The following is a 12,770-nucleotide window of genomic DNA, read 5'->3' as shown; positions in this document are numbered from 1 at the left end:
GGAGGCAAAACCCCCATCAGCCGCGTTCACAACCTCCGTGGGAATTACACCTAGGTCAACGGCGGTTCCCCGAACGTGGGATCCGGATGGGGCGGGGGAGCAGCCGGCCCGGGATCCGGAATGGGCAGGGGGCCCGGCTCCGGACCCGGGTCCGGCATGGGTGGAGGGAACGGCTGCGTCGGGTCCGGCGGCGGCTGTCCCGGGCCGGGCTCCGACGGCGGCTGGGTGGGCCCGGGCTCGGGCGGGAACGGATCGGGTTCATGCTGTGGAGGAAGGGTCATCATCTCTCCTGGAACTCGTTGTTTTCGGTCCTCTTGCTGGAGGGGCCAGCCTACGCCTCTATAAAGCGAGAGGCCATGGCCGCAGTGTGGAAAACCCCTTGACCAGTCCCTGAGAACCGGCAGATGCTGGTGTTACCGCGCGTTTTCAGTGAGGGGACACGCATGCATCGGGGCGGGAGAGAATGACGGATCACGAGCACACACCGGCCGGTGACGTCGCCGACCACGAGGCAGCAGCGCCCGGAGACATTGATCTGACACTCCGCACGCCGGCGGAGCGCTCCAGGACCTTCATGGGAATCCTGGTCAACACTGCTGCGGCCAACATCACCACAAGCTACCTGTGGTTTGCGCTGACGTTCTGGGTCTACCTGGAAACCCGCAATGTCATTGCCACGGGTGTAGTGGGCGGTGCCTACATGCTGCTCATTGCCCTTTCCAGCATCAGCTTCGGCACCTTTGTAGACCGCTACCGCAAGCTGACCGTCATGCGTTTCGCCGCCGCCTTTACGCTGATCATGTTCACCATCTCCGGCGTCGTGTACCTCTTGGTGCCCACTGCGTCGTTGCTGGACCTCGGACAACCTTGGTTCTGGGCGTTCACGCTGATCATCCTCATCGGCGCGGTGGTGGAGAACATGCGCAACATCGCCCTGTCCACCACGGTCACCATCCTCATCGAACCCGACCGCCGGGCCAACGCCAACGGTTTGGTGGGCATGGTGCAGGGGCTGATGTTCATCGTCACCTCGGTGCTTTCCGGACTGTCAGTCGGGCTGCTGGGAATGGGATGGACGATCGTGGTGGCCCTGGGGTTCACGGCGCTCGCCTACGTGCACCTGCTGACCCTGCGCATGCCGGAAGAACGGCGACCGGCCGCGACCGATGCCAAGGGCAGTTTCGACCTGCGGGGCTCCTATGCCGCCGTGCTTGCCATTGCGGGTCTCTTCGCCTTGATCATCTTCTCCACCTTCAACAACTTCGTTGGTGGCGTATACATGGCGCTGATGGATCCTTATGGCCTTGAGATGTTCCCGGTGGAGCTCTGGGGCACCTTCTTTGCCGTCGGTGCTACCGGCTTCATTGTGGGCGGTGCGTTGGTGGGCAAGTTCGGCCTTGGCGCCAACCCGCTCAAGACCATGCTGATTGCCGTTGCCGTCATGGGACTCCTGGGGGCACTCTTCACCATTCGCGAGTGGCCGTGGCTGTACGTCCTGGGCATCTGGTTGTACCTGGCCTTGGTACCCATTGTGGAAGCTGCTGAGCAGACCGTCATCCAGCAAGTGGTCCCCTTGCCGCGGCAGGGAAGGGTGTTCGGGTTTGCCATGGCCTTCGAGTCGGCTGCCGCACCCATTACGGCCTTCATCATTGCCCCAATCGCCCAGTTCTGGATCATCCCATACGCCCGTTCACAGGAAGGCTCTGCACAGTTGGCACCGCTTCTGGGCGAAGGAACGTCACGTGGCATCGCGTTGGTCTTCCTGGTGGCCGGCGTCGTCATGATTGTCGCCTCACTCCTGGCCTTCCTCACCCCTGTGTACGGGCGCGTCACGGAGTCCTACCGGGAGAAAGCAGTTCAGGAGAGGGCAGCAAAGGAGGGCTAGCTACTCCTTTGCTGCAGCCTTTCGCGCCCGGCGCACCCCCTGGGCACTCACGTCGCTACCGTTCGCGCGGAGCGCACCCGGTGCTACAGGCGCGCCGGGCGGGTACGGGTGCGGCGCGGGTTGAAGCGCACGCGAACAACGCGCAGAAAAACTTTTCCAAAAAAATGTGAACCCTGCGTAACCCTTTGGCGCGCCCCGACGATTACGTCATTGAAAGGGCCGAGCTGGAATTTGTCCCCCATCATGTTCCAGCCCGGTCCTTCCTTTTGTCCAAGGGCCCTTCCGACCACGCAGATCCGGATGTCGGCAGGTTCCTGACGACATGCCGGTCCTGCCCTGCAGGGGACCCGGACGAGCAGATACCCTAGGTGAGGATCGTTCGCTGAGCAGTGTGCGGATGATCCGGCTTCCAGCCGAGGACCTGCCGCCGATCGAAAGTCTCTTCCGTGACCGACGCATTGACCGATGACGCGCTCCATGCGCTCAGGGGCAATAGCTCGGCACTGTTCGGCGCCGTGTACCAGGCCTATGCCGGCCCGGTCCTTGGGTACCTGACGGCCAAGGGTATATCCGACCCGGAAGCTGTCACCCAGGACGTGTTCCTGGCTGTGCTGCCCCGGCTTGATGACCTCAGCGGGGGAGCCGAAGGGCTACGGACTTTCGTGTTCTCGGTGGCTCACGCCCGCATGGTTGACGAGCATCGAAGGCAGAGCCGGACTCCGGAACAGCACGAGTTCGAACCGGAACGGGACACCAGGGAATCAGTCTCGGCCGAGTCCGAGGCAATGGACCGGTTGGCTCCGCAGGAACTCCTCCGGTTGCTTGACCACCTTGGAGGAGATCAAAGGGAGGTCCTGGCACTTCGGATCGTGGCTGGACTGACGGTTGAGCAGGTGGCCGACATCATGGGGAAGTCCGCCGGAGCAGTCAAACAACTGCAGCGGCGGGCGCTGATTACACTCCGTGAGCACTCGGTAGTAAAGGAATATGTGTCGCCATGACATACAGGGACAGGCCATCCAGGGAATCGGAGAGCACAGCTGCCGTTGACGAGCTCTTGCTCGAGGCGGATCTCTCCGATGACGCTGACATGCGGACGGTACTTCTTTCCCTGCGGACGCTCGGGAACCTTCCCGCTCCCGCCCCGGGTCCGGAGCTGGCAGCGATGCTGGCCGGGCCGCATGACCAGCTTGCCAAGCGACGCTGGCAGCGTAAGCATCGCGCCGCCCTCGCCGGCGTTGCGGTTGTTGCCGCCATGGGACTGGGCGTGAGCGGTGTGGCTGCAGCCAGTTCCGGTTTCACGAAGACTCCCACCATTATCAGTGGGCTCTTCGGAAACCCGTCCCGGCAGGGGGACGCAGCACCTCAGGAATTGCCCCGCCCTGACGCCCCGAGGGTCATCACGGAGCCTGCACCCACAGAAGAAAACGTACCGGGCGGAAGCCTTGCCGGGAGCGGCGGGACGAGTAGCCCATCCGCCCTGCCCGAAGCCCCCCGAACAACAGCACCCCAGCAATCCACCGCGTCGGCGCAGTCCGCGCCGGAACAGGCCGCGCCGGAACAGGCCGCGCCGGAACAGGCTTGGGCCGACCGGGCGCCGGATGACCAGGCGCCGGATGACCAAGCTCAAGGAACGACTCCTGGTTCAAAGGGCCTTCCTGCTGTGGCGAACCAGGCAGCCAAGGACGCACATAACAGCAAGGCCGACCAGGGCGCCGGCACCAGCCCGAAGGGCAAGCCAGGGGACGCACGCTGGACGGCACCCGGCATTATCGGCAAGCCCGGCAAGACCCCGGGAATCGACATTGCCAACCCCTGGGGCACGGCAGAAAAGCTCCTGAGGCAAGCACCTCCCGTTTCGAGGAAATAACCCCCGCATGAACAAAATTCGGCCGAATGTGCTCCTGAAGGTGGGGGGTAGGCTTGGTGAATGATGCATGTGAACGATCCGGCCGTGGTGGAGCGGTTGATGCGAACAAAAGGCACTTGGGCGATCGTGGGGCTCAGTACCAACGAATGGCGCTCCGCTTACGATGTCTCCCTTTACGTGCGGGACAAGATGGGCATGGAAATCATTCCGGTCAATCTCAAGGGCGAGGACGTCCACGGCGAAAAGGGCTATAAATCCCTCGCGGATATTCCCGCCGATAAGCACCCCATAGATGTCGTTGACTGTTTCGTGAACTCCGGGCGCGTGGGCGCCGTCATCGACGAAGCCATCGCGGTGGGCGCCAAGGCGGTCTGGCTCCAGTTGGGAGTCTTTGACGACGAAGCCTGCCAGCGCGCCCGGGATGCAGGGCTCGACGTCGTGGTCAACTCCTGCCCGGCACGTGAAGGCTGGCATTACGGCCTGTAAGGCGCGCGCCGGTTCTGCTGCTACCCTGCAGCTGGACCATTCACTAATCCATGGGGGATAACGTGCCGAAGCAGCCTTCCGCTGTGCCATTTTTCTCGCCCGGCAGAAGGGCCGTCCTCGGGGCCTTCGGGGCGTCGGTAGTCGCTGGACTATCGGCGTGCAGCGCAGGGGAAAGTACGACGCCGGAGCTGCCGCCCGGTAGTGCGTCCGCCTCGCCGCCGGGGCCGGCCGGCAACGGAGCGATGGCGGCGGCCGGTGAGGTGCCGCCGTCGGGCACCCCCGCTCCAACCGCGACGCCGAAGCCCTCCAAGCGCATTCGCCGCAGCTTCATCCCCGACTACCAGCTGCCGCCCGTGGTGGGTGGCCTGGCTCCCGTGATCACCAAGATTCCAACGCAGCATCCCGTGGTCTTCCTGACGATTGACGACGGCAACATCAAGAGCCCTGAATCCGTGAAGCTCATGGCCGAGTACGACTACCCGGCCTCGCTGTTCCTTACCAAGGACACCATCGCTGAAAACCCCGCCTTCTTTGACGCCTTCAAGGCCCAGGGCAGCCTGGTGGAAAACCACACGGTCACGCACAACATCAACATGGTCCGGCAGTGGGGCTATCAGCAGCAGCTCGCCGACATGGTGGGCATGCAGGAGTACGCGCTGAAGCAGTACGGCCGACGCCCGACGCTTTTCCGTCCCCCGGGCGGCGCCTATTCAGACGTGATGCGCCAGGCTGTGGCGGATGCCGGCATGAAGGCGATCGTCACGTGGGAAGCGAAAGCCAACGCCGGAAAGATGGACTACCAGGTAGGAAATTCCCTACGCCCGGGGGATATTGTGCTGATGCATTTCCGGGCGGAGTTCGCCGCTGACCTGGCCGCTTTCCGTGCTGCCCAGCTCGCGGCGGGGTTGGAAGTGGTGTTGCTGGAGGACTTCCTGGGCGTCGCGTAGCTGATGGTCCGGGACGCCGGCAGCGGTACCCTCGAATCATGGACGTGCCACGCCTCCGTGAGATCTGCCTCGGCTTTCCGGGTGCTTTTGAAGACTTCCCGTTCGGCCCGGAGTTGTCCGTTTTCAAGGTGAGGGCTGCGGTGTCCGGCGGCGCACGCCACGAGGCCAAGATGTTTGCCCTGTCGGCCATGGATCCCGGCAACTGGTCCGTCAGCCTCAAGTGCGAGCCTGCGCTTGCCGAGCAGTTGCGCGCTGCCCATCCTGAAATCACCGGTGCCTGGCATCTGAACAAGAGGCACTGGAACGGCGTGCGGTTGGACGGCGGGCTCCCGGACGACATGATCCGGGACATGGTGGAGGATTCCTACGACCTGGTGGTGGCGAGCCTGAGCCGGCGGCAACGGGAGCAACTTGGATGGGCGGGACTGCTCTAAAAAGATCACACTTTGACAAAAGTTGATCGAAACTGCCGGGAAATATTGATTTCCAATCACTCTTAGTGAAGTATGTCACACGAAGGTTGGTGCTGTAGGGCGTCAACCCAGACTGTCGGCTCAATGGTGCCCCAGACGCCTGAGTCGGCCTATACGAGTCACTTAAGGGGTATGAAAATGACCATTCAGCACCAGTCCCTTGGCCGCCGCGGATTCCTGCGCGGAGCACTTGCTGCAGCTGTGCTCGTCCCGATGGGCGGCACCATCGCGTCCTGTGCAGCGGGCGGAGGGGGAACCACGGCTGGTCCTTCCGGCACAGTCTCGGACACCAACCCGTTCGGGATGGCGGACAAATCCACCGTTGATGCAGTCATTTTCAAGGGTGGCTACGGCATCGACTACGTTGAATTTGCCGGTAAGGCGTTTGAATCTGCACACGCCGGTTCCACGGCGAAGATCGCCCCGTCAACGGATATTGCGCAGGAACTGCAGCCACGCTTCGTTGGCGGCAACCCTCCGGACCTGATCGACAACTCCGGTGCCAAGGCAATCGGCTTCAGTACCATCCTTGCCCAGCTCGAAGACCTCACCAGCGTTGTGGAGGCCAAGAACCTGGAGGGCAAGGTCATCAAGGACACCCTCTACACCGGTGTGCTCGCACCGGGCACTTTCGACGGCAAACTGGCCGCCCTGAACTACGTCCTGACGGTCTACGCCATGTGGTACTCCGATTCGCTCCTGAAGGAGAACGGTTGGACCGTGCCCAAGACCTGGGATGAGATGTATGCCTTGGGCGAACAGGCCAAGGCCAAGGGCAAGTACCTGTTTGTGTGGGGCAAGGAAGCCGCCACGTACTACCAGGAGATGGCGATCGCCTCGGCCATCAAGGAAGGCGGCGACGAGGTCCGTCTCGCCTTGGAAAACCTTAAGGCCGACTGCTGGTCCCATCCGGCCGTCCAGTCCGTTTTCACGGCCATGGACAAGATCGTGAAGGCAGGCTTCTTCAAGCCCGGCGGGTCCGGCACCCAGTTCACGGCAGCGCAGGCGCAGTGGAGCAACGCACAGGAGGCAGTGTTCTACCCGTCCGGTTCCTGGATTGAGAACGAGATGAAGGACCAGACCAAGGCTGACTTCAAGATGACGGGTGCGCCCGTTCCCGCAGTGAGCTCCAGCCCCAAAATGCCCTACGAGTCCTTGCACAGCGCGGCCGGTGAGCCGTACATCGTCCCGTCGCAGGGCAAGAACGTGGCCGGCGGCAAGGAACTGCTCCGCGTCATGCTCTCCAAGGAAGCCGCCACCAACTTCGCAAAGACCAAGCTCGCCCCCACGATCGTCAAGGACACTGTCCCCGAGGACGGCTTTGGTTCAACGGCCCTGGTGTCCCAAACCAAACTCCTGAGCGATGCCGGCGAGAACATCTACACCTGGAACTTCATCGACCTCTACGGCACCAACAAGGACCAGCTGGTTGTGTGGAACACCTTCCTCGACGGCAAGTCGGATGTTGCCACGCTGACGTCGTCCCTGCAGAGCATCACGGACAAGGTCCGCAACGACAGCTCGGTCAAGAAGATTGAAGTGAAGTGACCGTAGTGGAACCACAGCAGAGCCGGAACGGCGACGGTTTGGCCGCCGTCGTTCCGGCCATGGCTCCTCCGCCGCCGGCTTCCACCAAGCGGCGGCGCAAGCCCCTGACGTGGGACAAGGCCAGCTTCTTCCTCGTTTTCCTGGGCCTGCCGCTCGCTATCTATATCCTGTTCGTGATCTGGCCGTTCATCCAGGCCTTTGGCTACTCCCTGACGGACTGGTCCGGCTTCTCGCCGAACCAGAACTTCATCGGGCTGGACAATTACGCCAAAATTTTCACGGACGATATCTTCATGAAGGCCATGGGGAACAACATCCTCCTGGTCATCTTCCTGCCCATCATCACCATTGTCCTGAGCCTCGTCCTGGCTACGATGGTCACGGTGGGCGGCAGCAGCAAGGGCCAGATCAAGGGCCTGCGGAACTCCAGTTTCTACCGCGTGGTTTCTTTCTTCCCTTACACGATTCCCGCCATCGCCATCGGCATCATGTGGGGACAGATCTATGATCCTTCCGGCGGCTTGCTGAACGGGATCCTCACCGGGCTGGGCATGGAGCAGTTCAAGGACTTCGCCTGGCTGGGGAACAAGGACACAGCCATGATCGCCACCATGTTCGTGATCGTGTGGGGCTTCGTGGGGTTCTACATGGTGCTGTTCGTGGCCGGCATCAAGGGCATTCCCGCCGAACTGTTCGAAGCTGCCCGCATCGACGGCGCCGGGAGGTTCCGGACGGCGGTGTCCGTGACCATCCCGCTGATCCGCGACAACATCCAGACCGCCTACATCTACATGGGCATCCTGGCGCTGGACGCTTTCGTGTATATGGCGGCCCTGAACTCGGGCGGCGGGCCGGACAACTCGACGCTTGTCATGTCCCAACAGCTGTTCTTCACGGCGTTCAGCAAGGGCCAGTTCGGGCTCGCCAGCGCCATGGGCGTGGTCCTGGCAATCACCACCCTGATCTTCTCCGGGCTGGTGTTCGCTGTTAACAAGCTGACCGGCGGCGACAAGGATGTGAGCAACTGATGTCCACCAAGACAGTTATGCCGGAAAGGAAGTCCCTGCACTTCCAGCCGCGGACACCCGCAACTACTCCCGGCGACAAAGTGGTGGGGGCCATTTCCCACACCGCCCTGACCATATGGTCGCTCATCGTCATCCTGCCGCTCCTGTGGACGGTGATGTCATCGTTCAAGACATCCAGCGAGATCTTCGCTTCTCCGTTCGCCCTGCCGTCCGAGTGGCGTTTCGACAACTACGTCAAAGCCTGGAGCGATGCCGGGATTGGAAGCTACTTCCTGAACTCGGTGATCGTGGTGGGCGGCGCGTTGGTGATCGTCATGGTGCTTGGAGCCATGTGTGCCTACGTGCTGGCCAGGTATGTCTTCTTCGGCAGCAGGGCCATCTACTACCTGATGCTCGCCGGGTTGACCTTCCCGATCTTCCTGGCCATGGTCCCGTTGTTCTTCGTCATGCGGAACATCGGACTCCTCAACACACTGCCCGGGCTGATCCTCGTCTACGTTGGGTTTGCCCTGCCGTTCACGGTGTTCTTCCTGTTTTCCTTCTTCAAGTCGCTTCCCCACGAGATCACGGAGGCAGCCGCCTTGGACGGGGCAGGCGAATGGCGGACGTTCTTCCAGGTCATGCTTCCCATGGCCAAGCCGGGCCTTGCTTCCGTTGCGATCTTCAACTTCCTTGGCCTGTGGAACCAGTTCCTCATCCCGGTCTCCATCAATGCGGCCGGGCCGCGCGTGCTGTCCCAAGGCCTCGCGGCTTTCGCCGGGCAGATGGGGTATGCAGTGGACTTCGGCGCCTTGTTCGCGGCGGTCACTGTCACCGTGGTGCCGGTGCTGATCGTGTACATCATCTTCCAACGCCAGCTCCAGGGTTCGGTTTCGCAGGGAACCATGAAATAGCCCCGGCCAGGCAGGACGTACGACGGCGGTGCGCGCCTTGTGGTGCGGGCCGCCGTCGAGCTTTAACTCTGAAAGGATGGAACGGCAACCGGCGCCGGGGCAGTACAGTCCCGGCAACTGATCGAAAGGCCGAATTACATGATTTTCATTGTGGTCAAATTCAAGGTGAAGCCCGACTGGTCGGAGCGTTGGCTGGATCTGGTGGCCGACTTTACCCAGGCCACGCGCGAAGAACCGGGCAATCTGTGGTTCGACTGGTCCCGCAGCGTGGAAGACCCGAACGAGTTCGTCCTGGTGGAAGCGTTCCAGGACGATGCCGCGGAGGCCCACGTGAACAGCATGCACTTCAAGAAAGCGATGGCCGACATGCCCCAGGCCCTCGCCGAAACCCCGCACATCATCAGCCGCCAGCTCGAAGGCAGCGGCTGGGACCGCATGGGCGAGCTGACCATCGACTAGCTAGTCCTCGCTGGCCGGCTGTGTACCGCCACGACCCACTTTGAGGCCGAAACGCCCCCGACACGCCGATGTTTGCGGTGGATCGGGGGACGTTTTCATTCAAAGTCGGTCGTGAGGGCACGGCGTCAGAATCAGACCTAGAACATCCAAGGAATCTCGGCGTGACCAAAGTCGTTGAACGAGCCAAAACGACCAGCCTTGAACGCAAGCACCTCCCCGTCCCTGTCCCGACACGTGGTCACCTGTCCGAAGAAGACTTGGTGATCACCGACGTCGTACGTTTGCACCACGGTGCAGTCCGCTTGGGCAAGGGCGCCCTTGATCACCGGCAAACCGCTGGCGGTAATGTCGAAGTCCCCCTCGCCGAACCGGTCGCCGCCGCGCACTGCGAACCGTCGCGCGATCGATTCCTGTTTGGCCCCGAGGATGCTAACCGCGAACTTGCCGCTGTCCAGCAATGCGTCGCCTGTGCGGGTGCCGAAGTTCAGAGAAATCATCAGGATGGGTGGTTCAAGGCTGATAGAGGTCAGCGAACTGATGGTCATACCGAAGAGTTCGTCCTCACGTTTCGTGGTCACTACGGCGACGCCGGTAAGGAAGCGGCCCATAGCGCGGCGCATGCCCATGGCGTCAGGCTTGGTGAAGAGCGGTGCAAGGCTCATGTCAGTTTCTCCCGTTCTGGTAGTAGCGGACTTCGAACATCTTGGCTCCGTTCTCGGAAACCCACGGGCCGTGTTCCATGCCGGGCGGTCGGGTAGCCCAATCACCAGCCTTGAAGGTTTTGCCGAGGCGCTGGTCCACAAATGAGCCTTCGAAGATGAATACCTCCTCCCAGAAATCATGAGTCAGGACGCCGTTGGGGGAGGTGTCTGTGCCGGGCTCGAACTTGAGGATGCGGGTAACGCTGTCACTGTCGGAATCCCGGGCCAGAATGGCCTCGGACAGGCCCTCGATGTGGGGATTGCAGGGTGTGAAGTCCACTGAGTCAGTCGGCGTGAACTCGAATTCGGGCTTGGCCATGGCTTAGATTCCTTCCGACTCGGAGTTGATGCCGTACGAGCCCAGGAACGCATCCAGTTCCGCCACCAGGGCGTCGTAGCCGTAGTTCCGGTACGTGTAAGCGCCACGGACCACAAACGGGGCACCGGCGTAGAACATCTCATACTGCTGGTGCCTGCCCGCGAATTCGGACCCGATGATGTCCCAAGCCAGTTTGAAAAGCTTGACCCGCTCCTCGCTGGCAACACCGGGGGACTGGACATAGCGTTCCATGTCCGACCGCGTGACGCTGCTGGTCATGTCCGCGATGCTCGACGGCAACTGCAGTACTCCGCCACCAACGAGGTCCCTCAGGATGGAAATCACGCGCGGGTACGTCTCCGACTGCAGGCCCATGGCCCCGTAAAGGGCTGCCTTCCCCGGAACCCGCATGCCGGCGTCGTCTGTTGTGGCGGTGTATTCGGCGGCGAGGACGGCCGACTCAACCGACTGCACAATCGCGGCCAGTTCGCCGAGCTTCTCCTGGACACCGGGGATCTTGTCTGTGCCGTTTACTTGGGTGACCTTGCGCGCCACGGATGCGATGAACTTCAGCTTGGTGGAGAACCGGATCTGGGCCTGCCAGTTACCCAGGGCGTGCGCGCCGGTGTCGAAGAACTGCCGGCGGAGCGTCTCGATGTTCCGGTTGATGAACACGCGGTCCCAAGGGATGAGGACGTCGTCGAACACCACAAGGGCGTCGGGCTCGTCGTAGTGGCTCGTGAGGGGGTAGTCGAAGTCGCTGGTGGCGGCGGGCGCGAACGGCCGGCGGCAGTAGAGCTTCAGCCCGTCGGTGGCCACCGGGATGGCGAAGCTGACAGCGAAGTCCACATCATCGGGACCCAGCGGCTTGATGCAGGTGACAAATACTTCGTCGGCGATTGCAGCACCGGTTGCCAGCATCTGCGAACCGCGGACAATGATGCCCTCATCGGTTTCGCGCAGGACGCCGACCTGCAGGTATTCGCCTTCCCACCCTGAGGCTGTGGTGGCGCGGGAGACCTGCGGCGGAATGATTGCGTATGAGAGGTACAGGTTCTCTGCCAGGACCTTCTTGTAGTACCGCTCCACGTTGCCGGCGAAGTCGCGCTGGTCATTGGCGAACACCTCCGGGTGGGAGCCGAATGCTGCGAAGAAAGTGCCAACGTGGTCGGGGCTGCGGCCCACCCAGCCGTGCGTATGCTTGGCCCACTTTTCGATGGCATGGCGACGAAGGACCAGTTCCTCCTGCGTGCGGGGAGCTGCAAAGGTCCGGTTGGCCGGTCCGTCGATCTCCTCTGAGTGGAACTGCATGCCGTTGAGGGGATCCGCTGCGATATCGAACAGCTCAGACATGGTGTGGGCCACCTTCGCGAAGGCGGGGTGTTCCAGGACGTTCGGGACAACCTCGCCGTCGAGGATCACCGTGCGGCCGTCATTCAGGGACTTCAGGTACTCTTTTCCGGTCCTCATCAGAGTGAGCCTTTCTTGATTTTGTAGTTATGTTCAATGGTGGTCCCATTCGGGAACGAGAGCTCCAACTTCCAGGAAGTTCCATCAATGAACTTTCCGTAGAGGAGCGGGAGGGTGCCCCCGAGGCACATGAAGTCAGCGTCACCAATGTCAGCGCGGGCCAAGAGGCGTTCGACGACGTCGGCGGGCTTGCGTAGGCCGCTCAGCGAACCTTCCTGGTACAGCTCGCCGTCCACCCAGGAACGGGCGGTGCACTGGTCCAGGTCGAGTTCTCCGAGATCCCCGACGGCGATCACCTCACCGGCAACTGGCTTGGGGCAGGCCCGCTTGGAATCGCCGATGTCCTTGGCCTCGATGTCCCGATCCGTGTGGTCCGAGCCGATGCCGAGGTAGAACTTGCCCTCATGGCGGATGTACAGCGGTTCGATCTCGCCGGATGTCAGGTTCTCGCTGGTCTCGTGCTCACCGGAGGTCTCGAACAGGTCCGCGTTCATGCGGTAGAACATGGGAACCTCAGGTGGGGGTGCCACGCCGATCGCCTCCAGCTCGTCAATGTGATGCTGCACGGCCTCCGGATCGCGGCCCGTGTACCCGGCAACCACGCCGTGGAATTCCGTGAGCGTAATTGTCCTGTCTGTTCCCACCACCCTGAAGGCGAGTGGGACGGATCGTTGTGTTTCCATGGTGCTCC

The 12,770-nt window shown here is 62.1% G+C and carries 15 protein-coding genes; 10 read left to right on the top strand and 5 right to left on the bottom strand.

Annotated features, from left to right (window positions below; genetic code table 11):
* Nucleotides 1-50: 50 nt before the first annotated feature.
* Nucleotides 51-281, bottom strand: coding sequence for a hypothetical protein (locus OCL88_RS11650; protein ID WP_264962611.1), 231 nt, complete (start codon nt 279-281; stop codon nt 51-53).
* A gap of 182 nt (nt 282-463) precedes the next feature.
* Between OCL88_RS11650 and OCL88_RS11645 the strand changes: the two genes are divergently transcribed.
* The 10 genes from OCL88_RS11645 (at nt 464) to OCL88_RS11600 (ending at nt 9,589) form a co-directional block, all read left to right on the top strand.
* A complete protein-coding gene (locus tag OCL88_RS11645; RefSeq protein ID WP_413775461.1) occupies nt 464-1,885 on the top strand; it encodes an MFS transporter in 1,422 nt (473 codons plus the stop codon).
* A 446-nt stretch (nt 1,886-2,331) separates the two neighbouring features.
* Nucleotides 2,332-2,886 (top strand): RNA polymerase sigma factor, encoded by a 555-nt coding sequence (locus OCL88_RS11640; RefSeq protein ID WP_264962610.1) that lies wholly within the window; start codon nt 2,332-2,334, stop codon nt 2,884-2,886.
* On the top strand, nt 2,883-3,755 hold the full coding sequence (locus tag OCL88_RS11635; protein WP_264962609.1) for a hypothetical protein: 873 nt from the start codon (nt 2,883-2,885) through the stop codon (nt 3,753-3,755). The genes OCL88_RS11640 and OCL88_RS11635 overlap by 4 nt, the downstream gene beginning before the upstream one ends.
* A gap of 60 nt (nt 3,756-3,815) precedes the next feature.
* Entirely contained in the window at nt 3,816-4,241 is a 426-nt protein-coding gene (locus OCL88_RS11630; protein ID WP_166185824.1) for a CoA-binding protein, read from the top strand.
* Between the two features lie 242 nt (nt 4,242-4,483).
* A complete protein-coding gene (locus OCL88_RS11625) occupies nt 4,484-5,188 on the top strand; it encodes a polysaccharide deacetylase family protein (protein WP_264962608.1) in 705 nt (234 codons plus the stop codon).
* 38 nt (nt 5,189-5,226) lie between these two features.
* Complete coding sequence (locus tag OCL88_RS11620; RefSeq protein ID WP_166185826.1) at nt 5,227-5,622, top strand: MmcQ/YjbR family DNA-binding protein; 396 nt, start codon at nt 5,227-5,229, stop codon at nt 5,620-5,622.
* Nucleotides 5,623-5,799: 177 nt separating this feature from the next.
* Entirely contained in the window at nt 5,800-7,209 is a 1,410-nt protein-coding gene (ngcE, locus tag OCL88_RS11615; protein WP_021471683.1) for an N-acetylglucosamine/diacetylchitobiose ABC transporter substrate-binding protein, read from the top strand.
* A complete protein-coding gene (locus tag OCL88_RS11610; RefSeq protein ID WP_264962607.1) occupies nt 7,206-8,237 on the top strand; it encodes a carbohydrate ABC transporter permease in 1,032 nt (343 codons plus the stop codon). Before ngcE ends, OCL88_RS11610 begins: the two co-directional genes overlap by 4 nt.
* Nucleotides 8,237-9,130, top strand: coding sequence for a carbohydrate ABC transporter permease (locus tag OCL88_RS11605; RefSeq protein ID WP_264962606.1), 894 nt, complete (start codon nt 8,237-8,239; stop codon nt 9,128-9,130). The genes OCL88_RS11610 and OCL88_RS11605 overlap by 1 nt, the downstream gene beginning before the upstream one ends.
* Before the next feature lie 138 nt (nt 9,131-9,268).
* The gene (locus OCL88_RS11600; RefSeq protein ID WP_264962605.1) at nt 9,269-9,589 is read left to right on the top strand and encodes a putative quinol monooxygenase; all 321 of its coding nucleotides are present in this window, start codon (nt 9,269-9,271) and stop codon (nt 9,587-9,589) included.
* A 137-nt stretch (nt 9,590-9,726) separates the two neighbouring features.
* Here the strand turns inward: OCL88_RS11600 and OCL88_RS11595 are convergent, their stop codons facing one another.
* The 4 genes from OCL88_RS11595 to OCL88_RS11580 are packed head-to-tail and all read right to left on the bottom strand — an operon-like array spanning nt 9,727 to nt 12,762.
* Nucleotides 9,727-10,251: a flavin reductase family protein gene (locus OCL88_RS11595; protein ID WP_264962604.1), complete on the bottom strand. Its 525-nt coding sequence runs from the start codon at nt 10,249-10,251 to the stop codon at nt 9,727-9,729.
* A gap of 1 nt (nt 10,252) precedes the next feature.
* Nucleotides 10,253-10,609 carry a cupin domain-containing protein gene (locus OCL88_RS11590; RefSeq protein ID WP_264962603.1) on the bottom strand — a complete coding sequence of 119 codons (357 nt, stop codon included), beginning with the start codon at nt 10,607-10,609 and terminating at the stop codon, nt 10,253-10,255.
* 3 nt (nt 10,610-10,612) lie between these two features.
* Complete coding sequence (locus tag OCL88_RS11585; protein WP_264962602.1) at nt 10,613-12,079, bottom strand: 4-hydroxyphenylacetate 3-hydroxylase family protein; 1,467 nt, start codon at nt 12,077-12,079, stop codon at nt 10,613-10,615.
* Complete coding sequence (locus OCL88_RS11580; RefSeq protein WP_264962601.1) at nt 12,079-12,762, bottom strand: DUF2848 domain-containing protein; 684 nt, start codon at nt 12,760-12,762, stop codon at nt 12,079-12,081. Before OCL88_RS11580 ends, OCL88_RS11585 begins: the two co-directional genes overlap by 1 nt.
* Nucleotides 12,763-12,770 lie beyond the last annotated feature (8 nt).

This window comes from Paenarthrobacter sp. PAE-2, assembly GCF_026013155.1.
GTDB lineage: Bacteria > Actinomycetota > Actinomycetes > Actinomycetales > Micrococcaceae > Arthrobacter > Arthrobacter ureafaciens.
The sequence above is the reverse complement of the archived record's forward strand: the minus strand, read 5'-3'. Positions and strand labels throughout refer to the sequence as shown.

Coding starts and splice junctions, on each gene's coding strand:
- OCL88_RS11585 (WP_264962602.1), bottom strand. CDS start 12,079: ATGAGGACCGGAAAAGAGTACCTGAAGTCCCTGAATGACGGCCGCACG.
- OCL88_RS11635 (WP_264962609.1), top strand. CDS start 2,883: ATGACATACAGGGACAGGCCATCCAGGGAATCGGAGAGCACAGCTGCC.
- OCL88_RS11600 (WP_264962605.1), top strand. CDS start 9,269: ATGATTTTCATTGTGGTCAAATTCAAGGTGAAGCCCGACTGGTCGGAG.
- OCL88_RS11650 (WP_264962611.1), bottom strand. CDS start 281: ATGACCCTTCCTCCACAGCATGAACCCGATCCGTTCCCGCCCGAGCCC.
- OCL88_RS11630 (WP_166185824.1), top strand. CDS start 3,816: ATGATGCATGTGAACGATCCGGCCGTGGTGGAGCGGTTGATGCGAACA.
- OCL88_RS11625 (WP_264962608.1), top strand. CDS start 4,484: ATGGCGGCGGCCGGTGAGGTGCCGCCGTCGGGCACCCCCGCTCCAACC.
- OCL88_RS11645 (WP_413775461.1), top strand. CDS start 464: ATGACGGATCACGAGCACACACCGGCCGGTGACGTCGCCGACCACGAG.
- OCL88_RS11620 (WP_166185826.1), top strand. CDS start 5,227: ATGGACGTGCCACGCCTCCGTGAGATCTGCCTCGGCTTTCCGGGTGCT.
- OCL88_RS11595 (WP_264962604.1), bottom strand. CDS start 10,251: ATGAGCCTTGCACCGCTCTTCACCAAGCCTGACGCCATGGGCATGCGC.
- OCL88_RS11605 (WP_264962606.1), top strand. CDS start 8,237: ATGTCCACCAAGACAGTTATGCCGGAAAGGAAGTCCCTGCACTTCCAG.
- OCL88_RS11580 (WP_264962601.1), bottom strand. CDS start 12,762: ATGGAAACACAACGATCCGTCCCACTCGCCTTCAGGGTGGTGGGAACA.
- ngcE (WP_021471683.1), top strand. CDS start 5,800: ATGACCATTCAGCACCAGTCCCTTGGCCGCCGCGGATTCCTGCGCGGA.
- OCL88_RS11590 (WP_264962603.1), bottom strand. CDS start 10,609: ATGGCCAAGCCCGAATTCGAGTTCACGCCGACTGACTCAGTGGACTTC.